This is a genomic window from Pseudomonas sp. GW822-FHT05A08, assembly GCF_058800485.1.
This window is the reverse complement of the sequence record NZ_CM179511.1, coordinates 5,495,350-5,514,018: the sequence shown is the minus strand read 5'-3', so window position 1 is coordinate 5,514,018 and position 18,669 is coordinate 5,495,350. Positions and strand designations below refer to the sequence as shown.

The window sequence follows — 18,669 nt, the reverse complement described above, 5'->3', positions numbered from 1 at the left end:
ACCGTGATCCTCCAGAGGTAGAAACAATCGTGCGGTTACAGGGTCAGGAAGCCGTCGTAGAGCCCGTAGGCGGCCAACAGGGCGCCTATGACCACTGCGGCGAAAATCAGCTTCTCGACGTTGGTGAAAATCGGTTTGCCCAACTCCCGCTTGGCCTTGGCGAACAGGATCGCGCCGGGGGCGTAGAGCAGGGCGGAGAGCAGCAGGTACTTGACCCCGCCGGCGTACAGCAGCCAGATCGCGTAGAACAGGGCGATGGAGCCGATCAGCAGGTCTTTCTTGCGTTCGGCCAGGGCCGCTTCGTAGGTTTCGCTGCGCACCGCCAGCAGCACGGCATAGGCCGCCGACCACAGGTAGGGCACCAGGATCATCGAGGTGGCGAGGTAGATCAGCGACAGGTAGGTACTGGCCGAGAACAGGGTGATGACCAGGAAGATCTGCACCATGGCGTTGGTCAGCCACAGGGCGTTGACCGGCACGTGGTTGGCGTTCTCGCGGCGCAGGAACTCCGGCATGGTGTGGTCCTTGGCCGCGGCGAACATGATCTCCGCGCACAGCAGCACCCACGACAGTAGTGCCCCCAGCAGCGAGATGATCAGGCCGACGCTGATCAGCACCGCGCCCCAGTGGCCGACCACATGCTCGAGCACCGCCGCCATCGACGGGTTCTGCAGCTTCGCCAGCTCCGGCTGGGTCATGATGCCCAGCGACAGCACGTTCACCAGCACCAGGAACAGCAGCACGGTGATGAAACCGATCACGGTGGCCTTGCCCACGTCCGAGCGTTTTTCCGCGCGGGCGGAGAAGATGCTCGCGCCTTCGATGCCGATGAACACCCACACGGTGACCAGCATCATGTTGCGCACCTGGTTCATCACGCTGCCCAGGTCAGGGTTCTTCACGCCCCAGATGTCCGCGGTGAAGATGTCCAGCTTGAAGGCGAACAGGGCGATCAGCACGAACAGCAGCAGCGGCACCACCTTGGCGACCGTGGTCACCAGGTTGATGAACGCCGCTTCCTTGATCCCGCGCAGCACCAGAAAGTGCACGGCCCACAGCAGCAGCGAGGCGCCGATCACCGCGGCCGGAGTATTGCCCTCGCCGAAGATCGGGAAGAAATAGCCCAGGGTACTGAACAGCAGCACGAAGTAGCCGACGTTGCCCAGCCAGGCGCTGATCCAGTAGCCCCAGGCCGAAGAAAAGCCCATGTAATCGCCGAAACCGGCCTTGGCATAGGCGTAGACACCACCGTCCAGATCAGGCTTGCGGTTGGCCAGGGTTTGAAACACGAAGGCCAGTGTCAACATACCGACAGCGGTAATAGCCCAGCCAATAAGAACAGCGCCTACATCGGCACTTGCCGCCATGTTTTGTGGCAAGGAAAAGATCCCGCCGCCAATCATCGAGCCGACTACCAAGGCGACTAACGCACCAAGCCGTAGTTTTCCGGGAGTGTCAGACATTGCGTGACTCCATTGCAGGAGAAGAGAGATGTCAGAGTAAATCTGCGAGAAATCCGAACAGCTGATTTAGATCAGGTCATTGCTACATTCCATTGTGAATGAACGACTTAAGCTGTCTTTGCGGAAACCGGCGGGAAGCCTGAAAGCGCCATTCCATAAGGCCTCGGGTTCCGGATGAAAGGTCTTCTCATTGGCGCCAGATTGACGCTAGCCCGCTTTCAAGAATGCGCAACTCATTAAAAAGTTATAAGGCTGACCGGCGCGCTGATGGCATTTAGGTTTTATGCATAATAAAAACCCCAACTATTCAATATGTTCTGATCCTCGTCATGTCGATGGCTCCACAAAAGATCAATAATTGACTCTTTTAGTCCGTTTCCAATCTGTGGAAATTAATTAATTTCATATAGTTTGTTGTCGGACAATTGGACCGTACGCAGAGGTAGGTATGCCACAAACCACACAAAAACTGCGACTCGGCGCCTTGATCGCCCTGGTGGTGGGTTCGATGATTGGCGGCGGGATCTTTTCCTTGCCGCAGAACATGGCGGCCCGGGCCGACGCCGGGGCGATCCTTATCGGTTGGGCGATCACCGCCGTGGGCATGCTGACCCTGGCCTTCGTGTTCCAGACCCTGGCCAACCGCAAGCCTGAACTCGACTCTGGGGTGTACGCCTACGCCAAGGCCGGGTTTGGCGACTACATGGGTTTTTCGTCCGCCTGGGGCTACTGGATCAGTGCCTGGCTGGGCAACGTCGGCTACTTCGTGCTGCTGTTCAGCACCCTGGGTTATTTCTTCCCGGTGTTTGGCCAGGGCAACACCCCGGTGGCCATCGCCTGCGCCTCGGTCCTGCTGTGGGCGGTGCACTTTCTGGTGCTGCGCGGGATCAAGGAAGCGGCGTTCATCAACCTGCTGACCACCGTGGCCAAGATCGTGCCGCTGGTGATGTTCATCGTGATTGCCGCGGTGGCGTTCAAGGCGGACATCTTCACCCGCGACATCTGGGGCCGTGGCAACCCGAACTTTGGCGGGGTGATGGACCAGGTGCGCAACATGATGCTGGTCACGGTCTTCGTGTTCATCGGCATCGAAGGCGCCAGCGTCTATTCGGCCCGGGCCGAGAAGCGTGCGGACGTCGGCCGGGCCACGGTGATCGGCTTTATCGGCGTGCTGGCCCTGCTGGTGCTGGTCAACGTGCTGTCCCTGGGGATCATGAGCCAGCCGGAACTGGCGACCTTGCAGAACCCGTCGCTGGCGGCGGTGCTGGAGCGCATCGTCGGTCCCTGGGGCGCGTTGCTGATCAGCGTCGGCCTGGCGGTTTCCCTGCTCGGTGCCTTGCTGTCGTGGGCGCTGCTGTGTGCCGAGATCCTGTTCGCCACGGCCCGCGACCGGACCATGCCGGCCTTCCTGAAAAAGGAGAACGCCAACCATGTGCCGGTCAACGCCCTGTGGCTGACCAACAGCATGATCCAGGTGTTCCTGCTGATTACCCTGTTCTCCGCCGGGACCTACACCAGCCTGATCTACCTCGCCTCGTCGATGATCCTGGTGCCTTACCTGTGGTCGGCGGCCTATGCGGTGTTGCTCAGCGGCCGCGGCGAAACCTACGAGCAGGCCTCGGCCGAGCGCATGAAAGACCTGTGCATCGGTGGCGTGGCCCTGTGTTACGCGGTCTGGCTGTTGTATGCCGGTGGGGTCAAGTACCTGCTGCTGTCGGCCCTGCTGTATGCCCCCGGGGTGATCCTGTTCGCCAAGGCCAAGCGCGAGCAGGGCGAGCCGTTGTTCACCGGTATCGAGAAGGGCATTTTCGCTTGCGTGGTCGCTGGGGCCACCCTGGCCGCCTATGGCCTGTACAGCGGTGTGCTGTCGCTGTGAGGCTGGTTTACCAGCCGCCCTATGACTGGCCGGCGATGCTGGCCTTTCTCCGGGCGCGGGCCATCGAGGGGCTGGAGACTGTCAGTGGCGACCGCTACTCGCGCAGCATCAGCCTCGATGGCGTACACGGCTGGTTCAGTGTGAGCCCGGGCGACAGCGATGCGCTGGCGCTGACCCTGCACTTTCCCGATCCGCAGGCCCACGCGCGGATCGTTGCGCGCATCCGCCGTCTGCTGGACCTGGACACCGACCTGGCGCCGATCCATCGGCAACTGTCCGCCGACCCGTTGATGGCCCGCTTGATCGCCTCGCGGCCGGGGCTGCGCGTACCCGGTGCCTGGGACGGTTTCGAGCTGGCGGTGCGCGCGGTGCTGGGGCAGCAGATCACTGTGGTGGCGGCCATCCGCCTGGCGGGCAAGCTGGTGGCGCAGCTTGGCCAGCCATTGAGCTGCAAGGAGGCGCCAGCGGGGTTGAGTCATGTGTTCCCCGAGCCGGGGCGGATGGCGGGCGCCGATCTGGCGAGCCTGGGCATGCCGCGCAGTCGGGGCCGAACCCTGTCCGGCGTGGCGCAGGCGCTGCTCGACGATCCGCAGCTGTTTGCCCCCAAGGCCAGCCTCGAACACAGCCTGTCGGCCTTGCGGGCGCTGTGGGGTGTCGGCGACTGGACCGCGCATTACGTGGCCCTGCGCCAGTTCCGTGAAGCGGACGCCTTTCCCGCGGCGGACGTGGGCCTGCTCAACGCCCTGGCGGCGCTCGAAGGCGGACCGGTCAGCGCCAGCCAGTTGCTGGCCCGCGCCGAGGCCTGGCGGCCATGGCGCGGCTACGCGGCGCAGCATTTGTGGACTGCTTTGTAATCCCCCAGCACCTGTAGCCGCTGCCGAGCCCGCGAGGCTGCGCTCGAGGACGCAGTCCTCGCCAACCCTGCGCACGCGGTATGAATGACGTAACGCGCGGCCTGATTTACGTCCGCTTTGCGGCCGATCGCAGCCTCGCGTTGCTCGGCAGCGGCTACAGGGTTACGCGCCACAGGGCTCACCATTTCGGGCGATGGGCGCCCAGGTCGCTGGCGGGGTAGGCCCATTGCAGGGGCGTGCCGCTGATCTGCAAGGGTACTTGCAGGCGATGGGCCGGGCCCCAGGAGGTCTGCTCCACCAGCAACCCCTGATCGTCCTGGTCTTCGGTGCGCAAGGCGGGCTCGGCGTTGCCAGGGGGGCGCTCGATCAACAGCTTGGCGGTCCGTGCCAGCGACAACCGTGCGCTGCCGACGGCCCCGGTTTTCAGTCGTTCGTTCAGGGTGCGGATCGCGGCGGCGGCCATCAGGTAGCCGGTGGCGTGGTCCAGGGCCTGCACCGGCAGCGGTACGGGTTTATCGGCCTGCTGCCAGCGCTGGCCGGCCTCGGCAATGCCGCTGCTCATCTGCACCAGGCTGTCGAAGCCACGGCGGTTCTGCCAGGGGCCGCTCCAGCCATAGGCGTTCAGGCACACGTCGATCAACCCCGGGGCGAGGCGCTGGCGTTCGGCGGCCCCGTAGCCGAGGCGTTCCAGGGCATCGGCGCGGTAGCCGTGCAGCAGCAGATCGGCTTCCCCCAACAGGCTTTCGAAGACCTGGCGATCGGCGGCGTCGTGCAGGTTCAGGCGGGCGCAGCGTTTGCCCAGGGTGACTTCCGGGACCACGCCGGGCTCGTTCCACTCCGGTGGGTCGATGCGCAGCACATCGGCGCCCAGCCCGGCGAGAAAACGGCTGGCGATGGGCCCGGCCAACACCCGGGTCAGGTCCAGCACCTTGATCCCGGCCAGGGGGCGTGACAGTGATCCGCGCCAGGGTTGGGCGACGCTGGCGTTGCAGGTCTGGTAATGCACCAGGGGCTCGGCATTCACGGCCTGCCCCTGGGGATGGGCTTGCCACTCGGCCCAACTGCGCATTTCCGCAGCACAGCCGCCTGCCTCGACCACCGCCTGCTCCAGGTCGCTCTTGTTCCACTGCGCGACCTTGGCGGCCATGGCCGGACGATCCGCGACCCGGCCGAGCACCTGTTCGGCTGCCCGCCGATGATGCGGCGCGTTGGTGTGCAGGCGAATCCAGCCGTCCTGGGTGGCGTAGTCGCCGGCGACCGGGTCCCACAGCGGCGGCACGCTCCAGCCCAGCGGACGCAGGGAGGTGGCGAACCAGAAAGAGGCCAGGCGTCGGTCGACGCTCAGGGTGGGCATGCGCCCGGTCTGGCTGAACAACAGCCCGGCCGCCGCCTGGCCGGCCGCGGCGATGCTGGCGCTGGCCAGTTCGGTCACGGCGAAGGCCGAGGGCAGGGCGCCGCTCGAGGTCATGGCAATCGGGGTACGAGGCAAGCCCAGCGCGGCTTGAACAGACGACAGCACATCGGTCATTGCAGGCCCTCCGCAAGAGAGGGGGCAGCATAGATCAAAAAAGTGAAGCGCCGCAGCCCCCCGTAGGAGCGAAGCTTGCTCGCGATGGTCGTCAACGATGACGCCTGATCACTGGCTCAACGCGGCGCTCTCTGGTGCATCGCGAGCAAGCTTCGCTCCTACAGGGGCAAGGTCAAACGCGGAACTGGTCCATCAGCTTCATCTGCTGGGTGGTCAGGGCGTTGAGCTGGCTGCTGACCTGGGCCGATTCGGTGGCCTGCTCGGTGAGGGATTCGGTCACGCTGCGGATCGCCGAAACGTTGCGGTTGACCTCTTCGGCCACCGCGCTCTGCTGTTCCGCGGCGCTGGCGATCTGCAGGTTCATGTCGCTGATCACCGTGACCGCGTCGCTGATCTTGCCCAGGGCCTGCACCGCTTGCTGGATCTGCCCGGCGTTGCTCTGGGCCTGGGCCTGGCTCGAATGCATGGTCGCCACCACGCCCCGGGTGCCGCTCTGGATGCGCTCGATCACCAGGCGGATTTCTTCCACCGAATCCTGGGTGCGCTTGGCCAGGTTGCGCACCTCGTCGGCGACCACCGCGAAGCCGCGGCCGCTTTCCCCGGCGCGCGCCGCTTCGATGGCGGCGTTGAGGGCCAGCAGGTTGGTCTGTTCGGCAATGCTGCGGATCACTTCCAGCACCGAGCCGATTTGTTCGCTGTTGACCGCCAGGGCCTCGACCTCGACCACCGCCTTGCTGACTTCCTCGGCCAGGGTGCTGATGTCGCGGGTGCTGCGTTCGATGATGGTCATGCCATCCCTGGCCGACTGGTCGGCGCCACGGGCGGCGTTGGCGGCGTTCGAGGCACTGTTGGCGACATCGTGGGCGGTGGCGCTCATTTCGTTGGAAGCGGTGGCCACCTGGTCGATTTCGCGGAACTGCACCTGCATGCCTTCGCTGGTCTGGCGGGCGATCTCCGAGGACTGGTCGGCGGTGCCGCGGGCGTCGGTGATGCTCTGCTTGATCTGCGCGATGGTCGGTTGCAGCTTGTCGAGGAAGCGGTTGAACCAGCCCACCAGCTCGCCCAGTTCGTCTTGCTTGCTGTACTTCAGGCGCTGGGTCAGGTCGCCGTCGCCGCTGGCGATTTCCTTGAGCATCTGCGCGACGCTGTTGATTGGCCGGGTCACGCCGGAGGCGGTCAGCCAGATCAGCAGCAGGCCGATCACGCCGGCGACCGCCGCCACCAGCAGCGACACCAGGGTGCCCTGGGCCTGGGCGTCGTCGAGCACACCCTGGAGTTTCACGGTGTCGGCCAGCAGCACTTGCTCCGGCAGGTCGATCACCACGCCCCAGGGGCGGGCGTCGGCGATCGGGCTGACTGGATACACGGCGCGGATCAGGTCGCCCTGCTTGAGGATTTTCGGGGTATTGCCAGCCAGCAGTTGCAGCACATCCTTGCCTTCGGCGCCGAGGGTGTCGGCGATGCCCTTGCCGACCTTGGCTGCATCGTTGCTGTAGGCGGCGAGGATGCCGCTGCCGGCGACGACCAGCATGTGCCCGGCACCGTCGAACAGCCCGCGCTGGGAGTCGGCGGCCGCGGCCTGCAGGGCATCCAGGGCGATGTCCACGCCGACCACGCCTATGACTTTGCCGTCGACGATCAGCGGCAGGGAAATGGTGGTCATCAGCATCAGCTTGCCGCCCACGGTATCGGCGTACGGGTCCAGCAGGCAGGTGCGCTTGCTGTCGCGCGGGCAGGTGTACCAGCTGTTGTAGGGGGTGCCGCTGACGCTCAGGGTGGTCTTGTTCATGTCCTCTTCGACCATCACCGTGTTCAGCCCGGTGCCGCCGGCACGGCTCCAGTAACTGGCGAAGCGCCCGGCTTCGTTGGAGGCGTGGCCGGCGTCGTTGGCGAACTCGCTGTCCTTGCCGTCGAGGGCGTTGGGCTCATAGGCGAGCCAGATGCCCAGCACCTTGGTGTTGCGTTCGAAGGCGGTTTTCAGGCTGTGGTTGAGTTCTTCACGCAGCGCCGCGGCGTCCAGCGAACGCTTGCCGGCCATGGCCCGCAGGTCGTTGATCTGGTCGGCCAGGGCGGTGATCACCAGCAGGCTCTCGCCAAAGGTTTTCTGTACCCGCACCGCCTGCTCCGCAGCCCGGGCCTGCAGCAGGTTCTGCACGCTGTCGGTGAGCATTCGCGAGCTGGAGCTGCTGACCAACTGATCGTTCTGGTTGGTCTGGTAGATGTTCATCCCGACGATCAGGCCCACCACGCCGAGCAGGCAGAGTCCGGACAACAGCACGATTTTCAGGCGAATGGACAGAGAGTCGAACATGGGGCGATCTCGCGAATGGATAGGGGTGAGCGGTGAGTCGGATGACTCCGGTCGCCAAGTCCATTCAGCGCCATGCCCGGAACATCGGCTTGGGCGGCATTTGTCTGAGAGAAAGCCGACGAGCGGTCATGTGTTTGACATAAACGAGGAGCAGGGCGATTTCGCTGGAGAGCATGTCGCGAGCAGCCGAACGTCGACCGGCTGCTCTTGCAGAGGAATCAAGAGGCCTGGGCCAGAGCCTCCGGGCGCGACCAGATCCACAGGTTGCCCAGGCCCATGCCGGCCAGCGCCAGGTACAGGGTCCAGTGATGGTTGAGCAGGCTCAGCATCAGGCCGGCGCACAGCAGCATGCTGACGGTGGCGCTGACCTTGGCCCGGCGGCTGACGATCCGGCCATTGCGCCAGTTGCTCAGGATGGGGCCGAACAGGCGGTGGTTTTCCATCCAGGCGCTCAGGCGTGGCGAGCTCTTGGTCGCGGCCCAGGCGGCGAGGAGCACGAACTCGGTGGTCGGCAGGCCGGGGACGACGATGGCGATCAGGCCGATGGTCAGGCTGATGTAAGCCAGGCAGCCGAAGAACAGGCGGGAGGCCTTGGACGGGGATCGGGTTGTGCCGGTCATGGGGTCGATGATGAGGTGACGAGCATGGGGCTCAATCCACAAGGGGTGGGAATAACGGCTGACGCCGGCGGGTTCGTTCCTGCAGCGGGCGTGAGTCTACGCCTTCAATACAGGAACGAGGGTGCCGGCGAAAAAATCAGGCCAGTTCAGGCGCCGTGTCGTAGGCCTTTTCCAGCAGCACGGTAAAGCGGTTGAAGGCATCCAGCGCGCCTTTTTCCGCCGCGGCTTCCTCTTCGGCACTGAACGCCAGGCCATCGAGGGTGCGGGTGAAGGTTTTCCAGCCTTCGGCGCGACCGCCGGCCGGCTCGCCCAGGTGCCGGGCACCGAAGGTTTCGCCGAGGCCCAGGCCCACCGCGCGCTTGATCAGGAACGCCGCGCCGAGCTTGGAGCCCTCGGAGACGAACAGCCAGCCCAGGGCCTCGGCCTTGCTCGGGTTCTGCACCGCGCCCGCCACCGGGGCCGGGACTTCGGTGTCCAGGTCCGCCAGGTCGGCCTTGGCCGCTTCGGCGCGGCAACGTTCTGCCAGGTCCGGGACTATGGCGATCAGCGCGGGGTCGTTGTACAGGGCGACCAGTTCGGACTGGAACAGGTACTGGGCGACGACGAAACGGGCAAAGCTGCTGGCGCTTTCGAATGGCGCGTGGGCCTTGACCAGGGCGTCGAGCCTGGCATGGGGTTCGTGGGTGATCTGGTTCAGGCGCTGGGAGCGCAGGCTCGGGCGCTGTGGGGAATCCTGGGTGGTCATGACGATGTCCTTGGTCAATGGAAATGAGAGCTGCTTAAAAATAAGAGCGGCTTGAAATGAGAAGCACTTGCTAACTAGACGAACAAGTAGACGCGGCACAGTAAAAAATCCTCACTGCGCCCCATCGAAAAGCGCAGTGAGGCAGACCGGATCAGATGTCCCAGATCAGGTTGACCGCGAAGTTGCGGCCCGGCTGGGTCAGGCGGTCGAGGTTGGCCGGGCTGAGCACGGCGGCTTCGCCGACGCTGTCGTAGCCGCGCACGTCATCCCACAGCCAGTACTTCTTGTCGGCCAGGTTGTAGATACCGGCGCTGACGGTGACGTCGTCGCTGACCTTGTAGAAGCCGGTCAGGTCGAGCACGCCGTAGCCCGGGGTCTTGAACTGGCTGCTGGTGCCGTCAGGGGTCTTGAAGCTGCTGCTGTCGACGCGGTCCTTTTTCTTCACCAGGGTCCAGCTGAGCAGGGCGCCGTAGTGGTCCTGGTCGTAGCCCAGGCCGAACACGCCGGTCAGCGGGTTGACCGCGTTCAAGGGTTCGCCGGTGTCGTTGTTGCGACCGTAGGCATAGGCCACCGAACCCTGGGTGTACAGGCCCTGCGGCGCGCCCAGGGCGTCGAGGTTGAGCCGGCCTTTGACTTCCACGCCCTTGATGGTGGCGTGCTTGATGTTGTTGCTCTGGAACGTCAGTTCGTCGTAGCCCGGGGTCACCGCGTCTTCGTTGATGAAGTCGCGGTACTTGTTATAGAACACCGCCACGTCGAAGTTGCCGGACTCGAAGTTGCCGCGCAGGCCGGTTTCATAGCTCTGGCTTTTCTCCGGCTTGAGGTTCGAGTTCGGCGCCACGCGGTAACCGGTGGTGGTGTTCTCGAAGCGGCCGTACAGCGCCTTGGCGGTCGGGGTGCGGAACCCTTCGGCGTACTGGCCGTACCAGGTGTACTGGTCGCTCAGGGCGTAGGTCAGGCCGAACTTGGGCGATACCCGGTGCCAGGTCTTGTTCTGGTCGCTCACCTCACCATTGCCATCGGCGGCCACGGTGTTGAGGAACTCCTGGGTAATGTGCGGCTTGAGCTGGGTGTAGTCGTAGCGCAGGCCCGGCAGGAAGGTCCACTGGTTCCAGCTGATCTGGTCCTGTGCGAACAGGCTGTAGGTGTTGATGGTCGGGTCGGGGAAGTCGCTGGACTTCTTCAGCACGTCGGACGGGCTGATGGCGCCGACCGCCGTGCAACCGCGACCGACCGCCAGGCAGGTGCCGCTGCCACTGCGCGAGCCGGTGACCTTTTCCTGCTTGATGGTGGTGCCGTAGGTCAGCAGGTGCTCGGTTTCACCGATGGCGAAGGCCTTGTCGGCCTGGGCGTCGAAGACCCACTGCTTCTCCTGGTAGAGGGTTTCGCGGCTGCGCATGACGTTGCGGCTGAACGGGAAGTAGTTTTCCAGGGTGCTCTGGTCGGTCTTGGCGATCTGGTAGTTCAGGCTCCACTTCACGTGGTCGGCCAGCAGGCTGTCGAGGGCGAAGTGGTTGTCCAGGCCGAAGCGTTCGCGGGTGATGGTGTCGTTACCGGTGCGCGAGCGGTACATGCCCAGCGGCTGGCCGGCATTGAACGGGCCGCCCACGGCGCTTTTCTGGTTGGTGTCGCGGTCGTCCTTGTACTTCTCGTAGGTCAGGCCCAGGCGCGCGTCGTCGGCATAGTTCCAGCCGGCCTTGGCCAGCACGTTGCTGGTGCGCACGTCTTCCGGGTTGGCGGCGGTGCGCGCCAGGCCGGTGCCGTTGTGACTGCCGTAGGAGTCGGTTTCGTGGCCGTCGCGCTGGCTGAAGTGCAGCAGGCCGTCGAACTGACCACTGCGTCCAGCCACAGTGGCGGATTTCAGCCAGCTGTCGTCGGCCGAGCTGTAGCCGGTCTTCAGGCGGGCGCCGACGTCCTGGCCTGGCTTGATGATGTCGTCCGGGTCGAGGGTGAAGTAGCTGACCGCGCCGCCGATGGCGTTGCTGCCGTACAGCACCGAGGCCGGGCCGCGGAGGATCTCCACGCGCTTGATGATTTCCGGGTCGACGTAATTGCGCTGGGTCTTGGCATAGGGGCCGTTGAAGAAGCCGTTGGGAATCTCCACGCCGTCGACCTGGGTCAGGATACGGTCGCCGTCGATGCCGCGGATGTTGTAGCCGCTGATGCCGCCGCCGCGCTGGCCGGCGCCGCCGACCGAAACGCCCGGCTCGTAGCGCACCAGATCCTTGATGGTGTTGACGTTGTTGCGGTCCAGGTCCTGGCGGTCATGCACGGTCACGGTGCTGGGCACGCTGCTGACGTCCTGTTCCTGGCGCGTGGCGCTGATGGTCACCTGTTGCAGGTTCAGGGCGCCGCCGCTGGCGCGTTTTTCCAGGACGATGTTGTTGGCGCCCAGCTTGCGGTAGCTCAGGTTGGTGCCCATCAGCAGGCGGTCCAGGGCTTTTTCCGGTGGCAGCGAACCGCGCACGCCCGGGGAAGCGATGCCTTCGCCCAGTTCCGCCGGCAGGCCGACCTGCCAGCCGGTGACGGCGGTAAAGGCGTTCAGCGCCGACACCAGCGGCTGCTGGTCGATGGCGAAGCTGTAGTCGCCCATGTTGCGTGCTGGCAGGGTCTTGGCCCCGGCGGTGGCGGCCATGACTGGCGCGGCCCCGGCCAGCAGAATGGCGGCGGTCAGCAGGGACAGCGTGCAGTTCTGCAGGCGGGCCTGGCGGGAGGATGAAGAGGACCGGCTGTTGAGGCGAGAGGACATCGATAGCGCTCCGTGTCGCACGAATCTTTATAGGTGCTGATTCGCCATTTTTAATGCGAATCAATTGCATTGGCTATAACGAGACGAACGACCGACAGCGATTGCGTAAAAATAAATGCGCTTTAGTTGAGGATGACCAGCGCCGGGAATTCCTGCAGGCGCGCCGAGGTGATGTGAGCCAGGGAACGCACCACGTCCAGCGGCTGGTCGAGGCGGTAATTGCCGGTGACGGCGACATCGGCCAGGCGCTCGTTGTTGTTGACGATCCAGCCCGGGTAATACCGACGCAATTCGGCCAGCACCTGGTTCAGCGGGCAGTTCTCGAACACCAGCCGGCCCTGGACCCAGGCCAGGTCCTTGTCGAGGTCGAGCTTGGCCGGGCGGTCGAAACCGTTGGGGCCGATGCGGATGCTTTCGCCGGCCGACAGGCGCACCCGGGCATCGTCGTGGGTGGCGCGCAGGTCGACATCGCCGCGCTGCACCCGCACCTGGGCCACGCCGTCCAGGTAACGCACGGCGAAGGCGGTGTCGCGCACGCTGGCGCGTACCGGGCCGGCGTCGAGTTCCAGTGGCTGGCCGCGGCTGGCGGGGATCTCGAAGAAGGCTTCGCCCTGGTACAGGCGGGCCACGCGCTGGCGCTCGTCGATGCTGCTGGAGAAGGCCGAGTTGGTATTGAGCAGGACTTTCGAGCCGTCCTCCAGTTGCAGGCGCTGGCGCTCGCCGACCACGGTCAGGTGGTCGGCCTGCAGGCGCAGGGGCAGGTTGCTGAAACTGAACAGGCCGAGGATCAGCACCGCCGCGGTCGCCAGGGGCCGCCAGTGCGGACGCAGGCGCGACAGCAGGCTGAGCTTGGTTTTTTGCGTGTCCAGGTTTTGCGCGCAGCGCACCACTTGCGGGCCGTTCCAGATCGCCTGGGCCTTGTCGAAGGCTGCGCTGTGCAGGGGCGAGGCGTTCAGCCAGTCGTGGAATTGCCGGGTCTGCTCGGGGCTCGGGTTCTCCAGCAGGATCAGCCAGTCCAGGGCCTGGTCCATGGCCTGATCCGCAGTACGGCGAGTGGCTGTTTCCCCGTCCTGGGCGGTCGGCTGGGTGCGGTGGATGTCCGTCACGGGTGTTCCTCGGCTGTGTCTGTGCACGGCTGTTTTTTAGATGGAGAGCGCAGGGCGGTCAAGGGTAGCAAAGGGCCGCGGCTGATGCCCGCCCGGCTGGGCCTCAATGACCGTTCAAGCGCTCGGCGACGCCGATGCAGATGGCCATGATCAGCTTCAGCTCCTTTTGTACCGTGCTCTGGGAGACCTCGAGTTTCTCGGCGATTTCCAGGTAGCTGTGGCCGTGCAGGCGGCTGAGGATGAAGATCTGCTGTTGGCGCGGGCTGAGTTGGGCAAGGCTCATGTTCAGGCGTTCCAGCAACTGTTCGGCATGGGCGGCATCCTCGGCGCTGCTCAGGGGCGCGGCCACGCTTTCGACCACGTCCACCGGCACGTCTTCGAGCAGGGTGCGGGCCTGGATGCGTCGTGCGCGCAGGTGGTCGAGCGCCAGGTTGCGGGCGGTCTGGAAGACGAAGGGTTCGAGGTGGTCGATGGCCCGTTCGCTCAGGGCCCGGGTCACCCGCAGGTAGGTTTCCTGCAGCAGGTCCTCGGCGGTGCTGTGGTTGTTGACCATCCGCTCCAGCGTGCGCAGCAGCGAAACGCGCTGGGTGAGAAAGACGTGATTGAAGCGGGATTGGCTCACAACAGGACCTGGCTGATTTTTTCAGCAGATGATAATGCTTATCATCTACGTCGATGGTCAAGCCCTGAGTGAATCATCGACGCCCGGAGAGGTAGGCCGGGTAGTCCGGAATCCGGTAGCTGTGCGCCTGCTCCATCAGCGGGCTGCTGAGCAGGTAGTCGGCGCTGCATTCGTTGCAGGCCACGGGAATGTTCCAGACCGCCGCGACCCGTAGCAGGGCCTTGATGTCCGGATCGTGGGGCTGGGGTTCGAAGGGGTCCCAGAAGAACACCAGCATGTCCACCCGCTGCTCGGCGATCCGCGCGCCGAGTTGCTGGTCGCCGCCCAGGGGGCCGCTGATCATGCTTTCCACCGGCAGGCCGAGACGTTTGTGCAGCAACTGGCCGGTGGTGCCGGTGGCCAGCAGATCGTGCTCGGCGAGCCGGTCTTTCTGTCGCTCGGCCCAGTCGAGGAGGAAACTCTTGCAATGGTCGTGGGCCACCAGGGCGATGCGCTTGCGCGCCGCCATGCTGGCCTGGGTGAAGCTGATACCGATCATCGGTGGTGGCTCCGGGAGGGAGAGAGTCTGCAGGAGCTGCCGAGGCTGCGATCTTTGCGCGCTTGAACCTCGAATGTGAAGATCAAAAGATCGCAGCCTGCGGCAGCTCCCGCGCCGCAGGCCATGGGTTTACTCGGCGCTGCACAGGGCCAGGCAGTTATCCAGCATGCGGTTGGAGAAGCCCCACTCGTTGTCGTACCAGGCCAGGACCTTGAGCAGCTTGCCGCCGCTGACCTTGGTGTGATTGGCGTCGAAGATCGACGACAGCGGGTTGTGGTTGAAGTCGCTGGAAACCAGCGGCAGGCTGTTGTAGCCGAGGATCTTCGAGTGCTGGCTGGCGCTCTTGAGCAGGGCGTTGACCTCCTCGGCGGTGGTGTTGCGCTTGAGCTGCACGGTCAGGTCCACCAGCGATACGTTGATCACCGGGACGCGCACCGCCATGCCGGTCAGCTTGCCCGCCAGCTCCGGCAGCACCAGGCCCACGGCTTCGGCCGCGCCGGTCTTGCTCGGGATCATGTTCTGGGTGGCCGAACGGGCGCGGTACGGATCGCTGTGGTAGACGTCGGTCAGGTTCTGGTCGTTGGTGTAGGCGTGGATGGTGGTCATCAGCCCGCTTTCGATGCCCAGCTCGCGGTTCAGCACCTGGGCCACCGGCGCCAGGCAGTTGGTGGTGCACGAAGCGTTGGAAATGATCTGGTGCGACTGGCGCAGAATGTCGTGGTTCACGCCATACACCACGGTGGCGTCGGCGCCTTTGGCCGGGGCGGAAATAATCACTTTGCGGGCGCCGGCGCTGAGATGGGCGGCGGCCTTGGCACGGTCGGTGAACAGACCGGTGCATTCGAATACTACGTCAATCTTCTCGGCGGCCCAGGGCAGTTCGGCCGGATTGCGGATGGCGCTGACGGCGATCCGGTCGCCGTTGACGGTCAGGCTTTCCTGATCGTGCTGCACCTCGGCATCGAAGGTGCCGTGGACGGTGTCGTATTTGAGCAGGTGGGCATTGATCGAGCTATCACCCAGATCGTTGATGGCGACGATCTGCAGATCCTGACGATAGCCTTGGGTATAAAGTGCGCGCAGGACGTTGCGGCCGATGCGGCCAAAACCATTGATTGCGATTCGTAGAGTCATAGAAAAGCGCCTGCCGTAGTTTTGTTGTTGGAATTACAAGATTATTCGCAAAAAAATAGAAAACAAGCCTTTTTGATGGCAATATTTTGTTTTATCTACAACGAGTGACCTGAATCAACTGGTCCAAATGGTCAAGAAACCCTCTGCCATCCCCTGTGCCGCGGGCGTTTTGACCAGCATAGACAAACAGGTCGCCACATCCGTTAGCCTGGAGTTCTACACATGCATCCCCGCGTTCTTGAGGTCACCGAACGGCTTGTCGCCCGCAGTCGCGCCACTCGCGAGGCTTACCTCGCCCTGATCCGCGGCGCCGCCAGCGATGGCCCGCAACGGGGCAAGCTGCAGTGTGCGAACTTCGCCCACGGCGTTGCCGGCTGCGGCTCGGAAGACAAGCACAGCCTGCGCATGATGAATGCCGCCAACGTGGCGATTGTTTCGTCATATAACGACATGCTCTCGGCGCACCAGCCGTACGAGCACTTTCCCGAACAGATCAAGAAGGCCCTGCGCGAGATGGGCTCGGTCGGCCAGTTCGCCGGCGGCACGCCCGCCATGTGCGATGGCGTGACCCAGGGCGAGGCCGGCATGGAGCTGAGCCTGCCGAGCCGCGAGGTGATCGCGCTGTCCACCGCGGTGGCCTTGTCCCACAACATGTTCGACGCCGCGCTGATGCTCGGCATCTGCGACAAGATCGTCCCGGGCCTGATGATGGGCGCGTTGCGCTTCGGCCACCTGCCGACCATCTTCGTCCCGGGCGGGCCGATGCCGTCGGGTATTTCCAACAAGGAAAAGGCCGACGTGCGCCAGCGTTACGCCGAGGGCAAGGCGACCCGCGAAGAGCTGCTGGAGTCGGAGATGAAGTCCTACCACAGCCCGGGCACCTGCACCTTCTACGGCACCGCCAACACCAACCAGCTGCTGATGGAAGTCATGGGCCTGCACTTGCCGGGCGCGTCCTTCGTCAACCCTTACACGCCACTGCGCGACGCCCTGACCCATGAGGCGGCGCAGCAGGTCACCCGCCTGACCGCGCAGAGCGGCAACTTCACGCCGATCGGCGAGATCGTCGACGAGCGTTCGCTGGTCAACTCCATCGTTGCCCTGCACGCCACTGGCGGTTCGACCAACCACACCCTGCACATGCCGGCGATCGCCCAGGCTGCGGGCATCCAGCTGACCTGGCAGGACATGGCCGACCTCTCCGAGGTGGTGCCGACCCTGTCCCACGTCTATCCGAACGGCAAGGCCGACATCAACCACTTCCAGGCCGCGGGCGGCATGGCGTTCCTGATCCGCGAACTGCTGGAAGCCGGCCTGCTCCACGAAGACGTCAATACCGTGGCCGGCCGTGGCCTGAGCCGCTACACCCAGGAGCCGTTCCTGGACAACGGCAAGCTGGTGTGGCGCGACGGCCCGATCGAAAGCCTCGACGAAAACATCCTGCGCCCGGTGGCCCGCGCGTTCTCGCCGGAAGGCGGCCTGCGGGTGATGGAAGGCAACCTCGGTCGCGGGGTGATGAAAGTCTCCGCCGTGGCGCTGCAGCACCAGATCGTCGAAGCGCCGGCGGTGGTGTTCCAGGACCAGCAGGACCTGGCCGATGCGTTCAAGGCCGGCGAGCTGGAAAAAGACTTCGTGGCGGTGATGCGCTTCCAGGGCCCGCGTTCCAACGGCATGCCGGAACTGCACAAGATGACGCCGTTCCTCGGTGTGTTGCAGGACCGCGGCTTCAAGGTCGCTCTGGTTACCGACGGGCGCATGTCCGGGGCCTCGGGCAAGATCCCGGCGGCGATCCACGTCAGCCCGGAAGCCCAGGTCGGCGGCGCGCTGGCGCGAGTACGCGACGGCGACATCATTCGCGTGGATGGCGTAAAGGGCACGCTGGAGCTTAAGGTAGACGCCGACGAATTCGCCGCCCGCGAGCCGGCCAAGGGCCTGCTGGGCAACAACGTCGGCAGCGGCCGCGAATTGTTCGGTTTCATGCGCATGGCCTTCAGCTCGGCGGAGCAGGGCGCCAGCGCCTTTACCTCTGCCCTGGAGAACCTTAAGTGAAGTTAGCGCTGGTCGGTGACATTGGTGGAACCAATGCGCGTTTTGCGTTGTGGAAAGACCAGCGCCTGGAGTCGATCCAGGTGCTGGCGACGGCGGACCACGCCAGCCCGGAAGAAGCCATCGGCGTCTACCTGGGCGGCCTCGGCCTGGCGCCGGGTGCGATCGGCGCGGTGTGCCTGTCGGTGGCCGGCCCGGTCGGCGGCGACGAATTTCGTTTTACCAACAACCATTGGCGCCTGAGCCGCAAGGCCTTCTGCCAGACCTTGCAGGTCGATGAGCTGCTGCTGGTCAATGACTTCTCGGCCATGGCCCTGGGCATGACCCGCCTGCAGCCCGGCGAGTTCCGGGTGGTTTGCGAAGGCACCGCCGAGCCGTTGCGCCCGGCGGTGGTGATCGGGCCGGGCACCGGCCTGGGCGTCGGCACCCTGCTGGATCTGGGCGAAGGCCGCTGGGCCGCCTTGCCGGGCGAGGGCGGGCATGTCGACCTGCCGTTGAGCAGCCCGCGGGAAACCCAGTTGTGGCAGCACATCTACAGCGAGATCGGCCACGTCAGCGCCGAGACCGCGCTCAGCGGCGGCGGCTTGCCCCGGGTCTATCGGGCGATCTGCGCGGTGGATGGGCATGAGCCGCTGCTCGACACCCCGGAAGCCATCACCGCCGCGGGCCTGGCCGGCGACCCCATCGCCCTGGAAGTGCTCGAGCAGTTCTGCTGCTGGCTGGGCCGGGTGGCGGGCAACAACGTGCTGACCACCGGTGCGCGCGGTGGCGTGTACATCGTTGGTGGGGTGATCCCGCGGTTCGCCGACTTTTTCGTCGAAAGCGGTTTTGCCCGTTGTTTTGCCGACAAGGGCTGTATGAGCGATTACTTCAAGGGCATTCCGGTATGGCTGGTGACGGCGCCGTACTCGGGCCTGACCGGTGCCGGAGTGGCGCTGGAGCAGGCGTTCGCCTGATCCAGTGCACTACATCCGTAGCCGCTGCCGAGCCTGCGAGGCTGCGATAAGGCCGAAGGCCTTCAGCGATCTTTAAATCCCTGCGCCCGCTTCGTCGGAATGCCGCCCAGGTCGATCGCAG

14 protein-coding genes are annotated in these 18,669 nt (G+C 64.8%); 4 read left to right on the top strand and 10 right to left on the bottom strand.

Annotated elements, in window-relative coordinates; genetic code table 11:
• Positions 1 to 35: 35 nt before the first annotated feature.
• Positions 36 to 1,463 carry an arginine-ornithine antiporter gene (arcD, locus tag AC3RCP_RS24715; protein ID WP_492570810.1) on the bottom strand — a complete coding sequence of 476 codons (1,428 nt, stop codon included), beginning with the start codon at positions 1,461 to 1,463 and terminating at the stop codon, positions 36 to 38.
• A 448-nt stretch (positions 1,464 to 1,911) separates the two neighbouring features.
• On the opposite strand from arcD (AC3RCP_RS24715), the gene arcD (AC3RCP_RS24710) reads away from it, so the two are divergent.
• Entirely contained in the window at positions 1,912 to 3,339 is a 1,428-nt protein-coding gene (arcD, locus tag AC3RCP_RS24710) for an arginine-ornithine antiporter (protein WP_102678994.1), read from the top strand.
• Entirely contained in the window at positions 3,336 to 4,193 is an 858-nt protein-coding gene (locus AC3RCP_RS24705; RefSeq protein WP_492570811.1) for a DNA-3-methyladenine glycosylase family protein, read from the top strand. The genes arcD (AC3RCP_RS24710) and AC3RCP_RS24705 overlap by 4 nt, the downstream gene beginning before the upstream one ends.
• Positions 4,194 to 4,371: 178 nt before the next feature.
• On the opposite strand, the gene AC3RCP_RS24700 is transcribed toward AC3RCP_RS24705, so the two are convergent.
• The 9 genes from AC3RCP_RS24700 to gap form a co-directional block, all read right to left on the bottom strand.
• Positions 4,372 to 5,721, bottom strand: coding sequence for a CoA transferase (locus tag AC3RCP_RS24700; RefSeq protein ID WP_492570812.1), 1,350 nt, complete (start codon positions 5,719 to 5,721; stop codon positions 4,372 to 4,374).
• A gap of 172 nt (positions 5,722 to 5,893) precedes the next feature.
• A complete protein-coding gene (locus AC3RCP_RS24695) occupies positions 5,894 to 8,032 on the bottom strand; it encodes a methyl-accepting chemotaxis protein (RefSeq protein ID WP_101338874.1) in 2,139 nt (712 codons plus the stop codon).
• A 218-nt stretch (positions 8,033 to 8,250) separates the two neighbouring features.
• A complete protein-coding gene (locus AC3RCP_RS24690) occupies positions 8,251 to 8,652 on the bottom strand; it encodes a YbaN family protein (RefSeq protein ID WP_101338873.1) in 402 nt (133 codons plus the stop codon).
• Positions 8,653 to 8,788: 136 nt separating this feature from the next.
• Positions 8,789 to 9,397, bottom strand: a complete 609-nt coding sequence (locus tag AC3RCP_RS24685; protein WP_007926298.1) for a biliverdin-producing heme oxygenase — start codon at positions 9,395 to 9,397, stop codon at positions 8,789 to 8,791.
• 151 nt (positions 9,398 to 9,548) lie between these two features.
• Positions 9,549 to 12,146 (bottom strand): TonB-dependent receptor, encoded by a 2,598-nt coding sequence (locus AC3RCP_RS24680; protein ID WP_101338872.1) that lies wholly within the window; start codon positions 12,144 to 12,146, stop codon positions 9,549 to 9,551.
• A gap of 122 nt (positions 12,147 to 12,268) precedes the next feature.
• Positions 12,269 to 13,252, bottom strand: coding sequence for a FecR family protein (locus tag AC3RCP_RS24675; protein WP_007926304.1), 984 nt, complete (start codon positions 13,250 to 13,252; stop codon positions 12,269 to 12,271).
• Positions 13,253 to 13,355: 103 nt separating this feature from the next.
• Complete coding sequence (locus AC3RCP_RS24670; RefSeq protein WP_007926306.1) at positions 13,356 to 13,874, bottom strand: RNA polymerase sigma factor; 519 nt, start codon at positions 13,872 to 13,874, stop codon at positions 13,356 to 13,358.
• Between the two features lie 73 nt (positions 13,875 to 13,947).
• The gene (locus AC3RCP_RS24665) at positions 13,948 to 14,412 is read right to left on the bottom strand and encodes a methylglyoxal synthase (RefSeq protein ID WP_007926308.1); all 465 of its coding nucleotides are present in this window, start codon (positions 14,410 to 14,412) and stop codon (positions 13,948 to 13,950) included.
• Positions 14,413 to 14,541: 129 nt separating this feature from the next.
• Positions 14,542 to 15,546 (bottom strand): type I glyceraldehyde-3-phosphate dehydrogenase, encoded by a 1,005-nt coding sequence (gene gap / locus AC3RCP_RS24660; RefSeq protein ID WP_007926310.1) that lies wholly within the window; start codon positions 15,544 to 15,546, stop codon positions 14,542 to 14,544.
• Positions 15,547 to 15,768: 222 nt separating this feature from the next.
• Between gap and edd the strand changes: the two genes are divergently transcribed.
• Positions 15,769 to 17,595, top strand: coding sequence for a phosphogluconate dehydratase (edd, locus tag AC3RCP_RS24655; protein ID WP_087090301.1), 1,827 nt, complete (start codon positions 15,769 to 15,771; stop codon positions 17,593 to 17,595).
• Complete coding sequence (locus tag AC3RCP_RS24650; RefSeq protein WP_274304435.1) at positions 17,592 to 18,548, top strand: glucokinase; 957 nt, start codon at positions 17,592 to 17,594, stop codon at positions 18,546 to 18,548. The genes edd and AC3RCP_RS24650 overlap by 4 nt, the downstream gene beginning before the upstream one ends.
• The last annotated feature ends 121 nt before the right edge of the window (positions 18,549 to 18,669 follow it).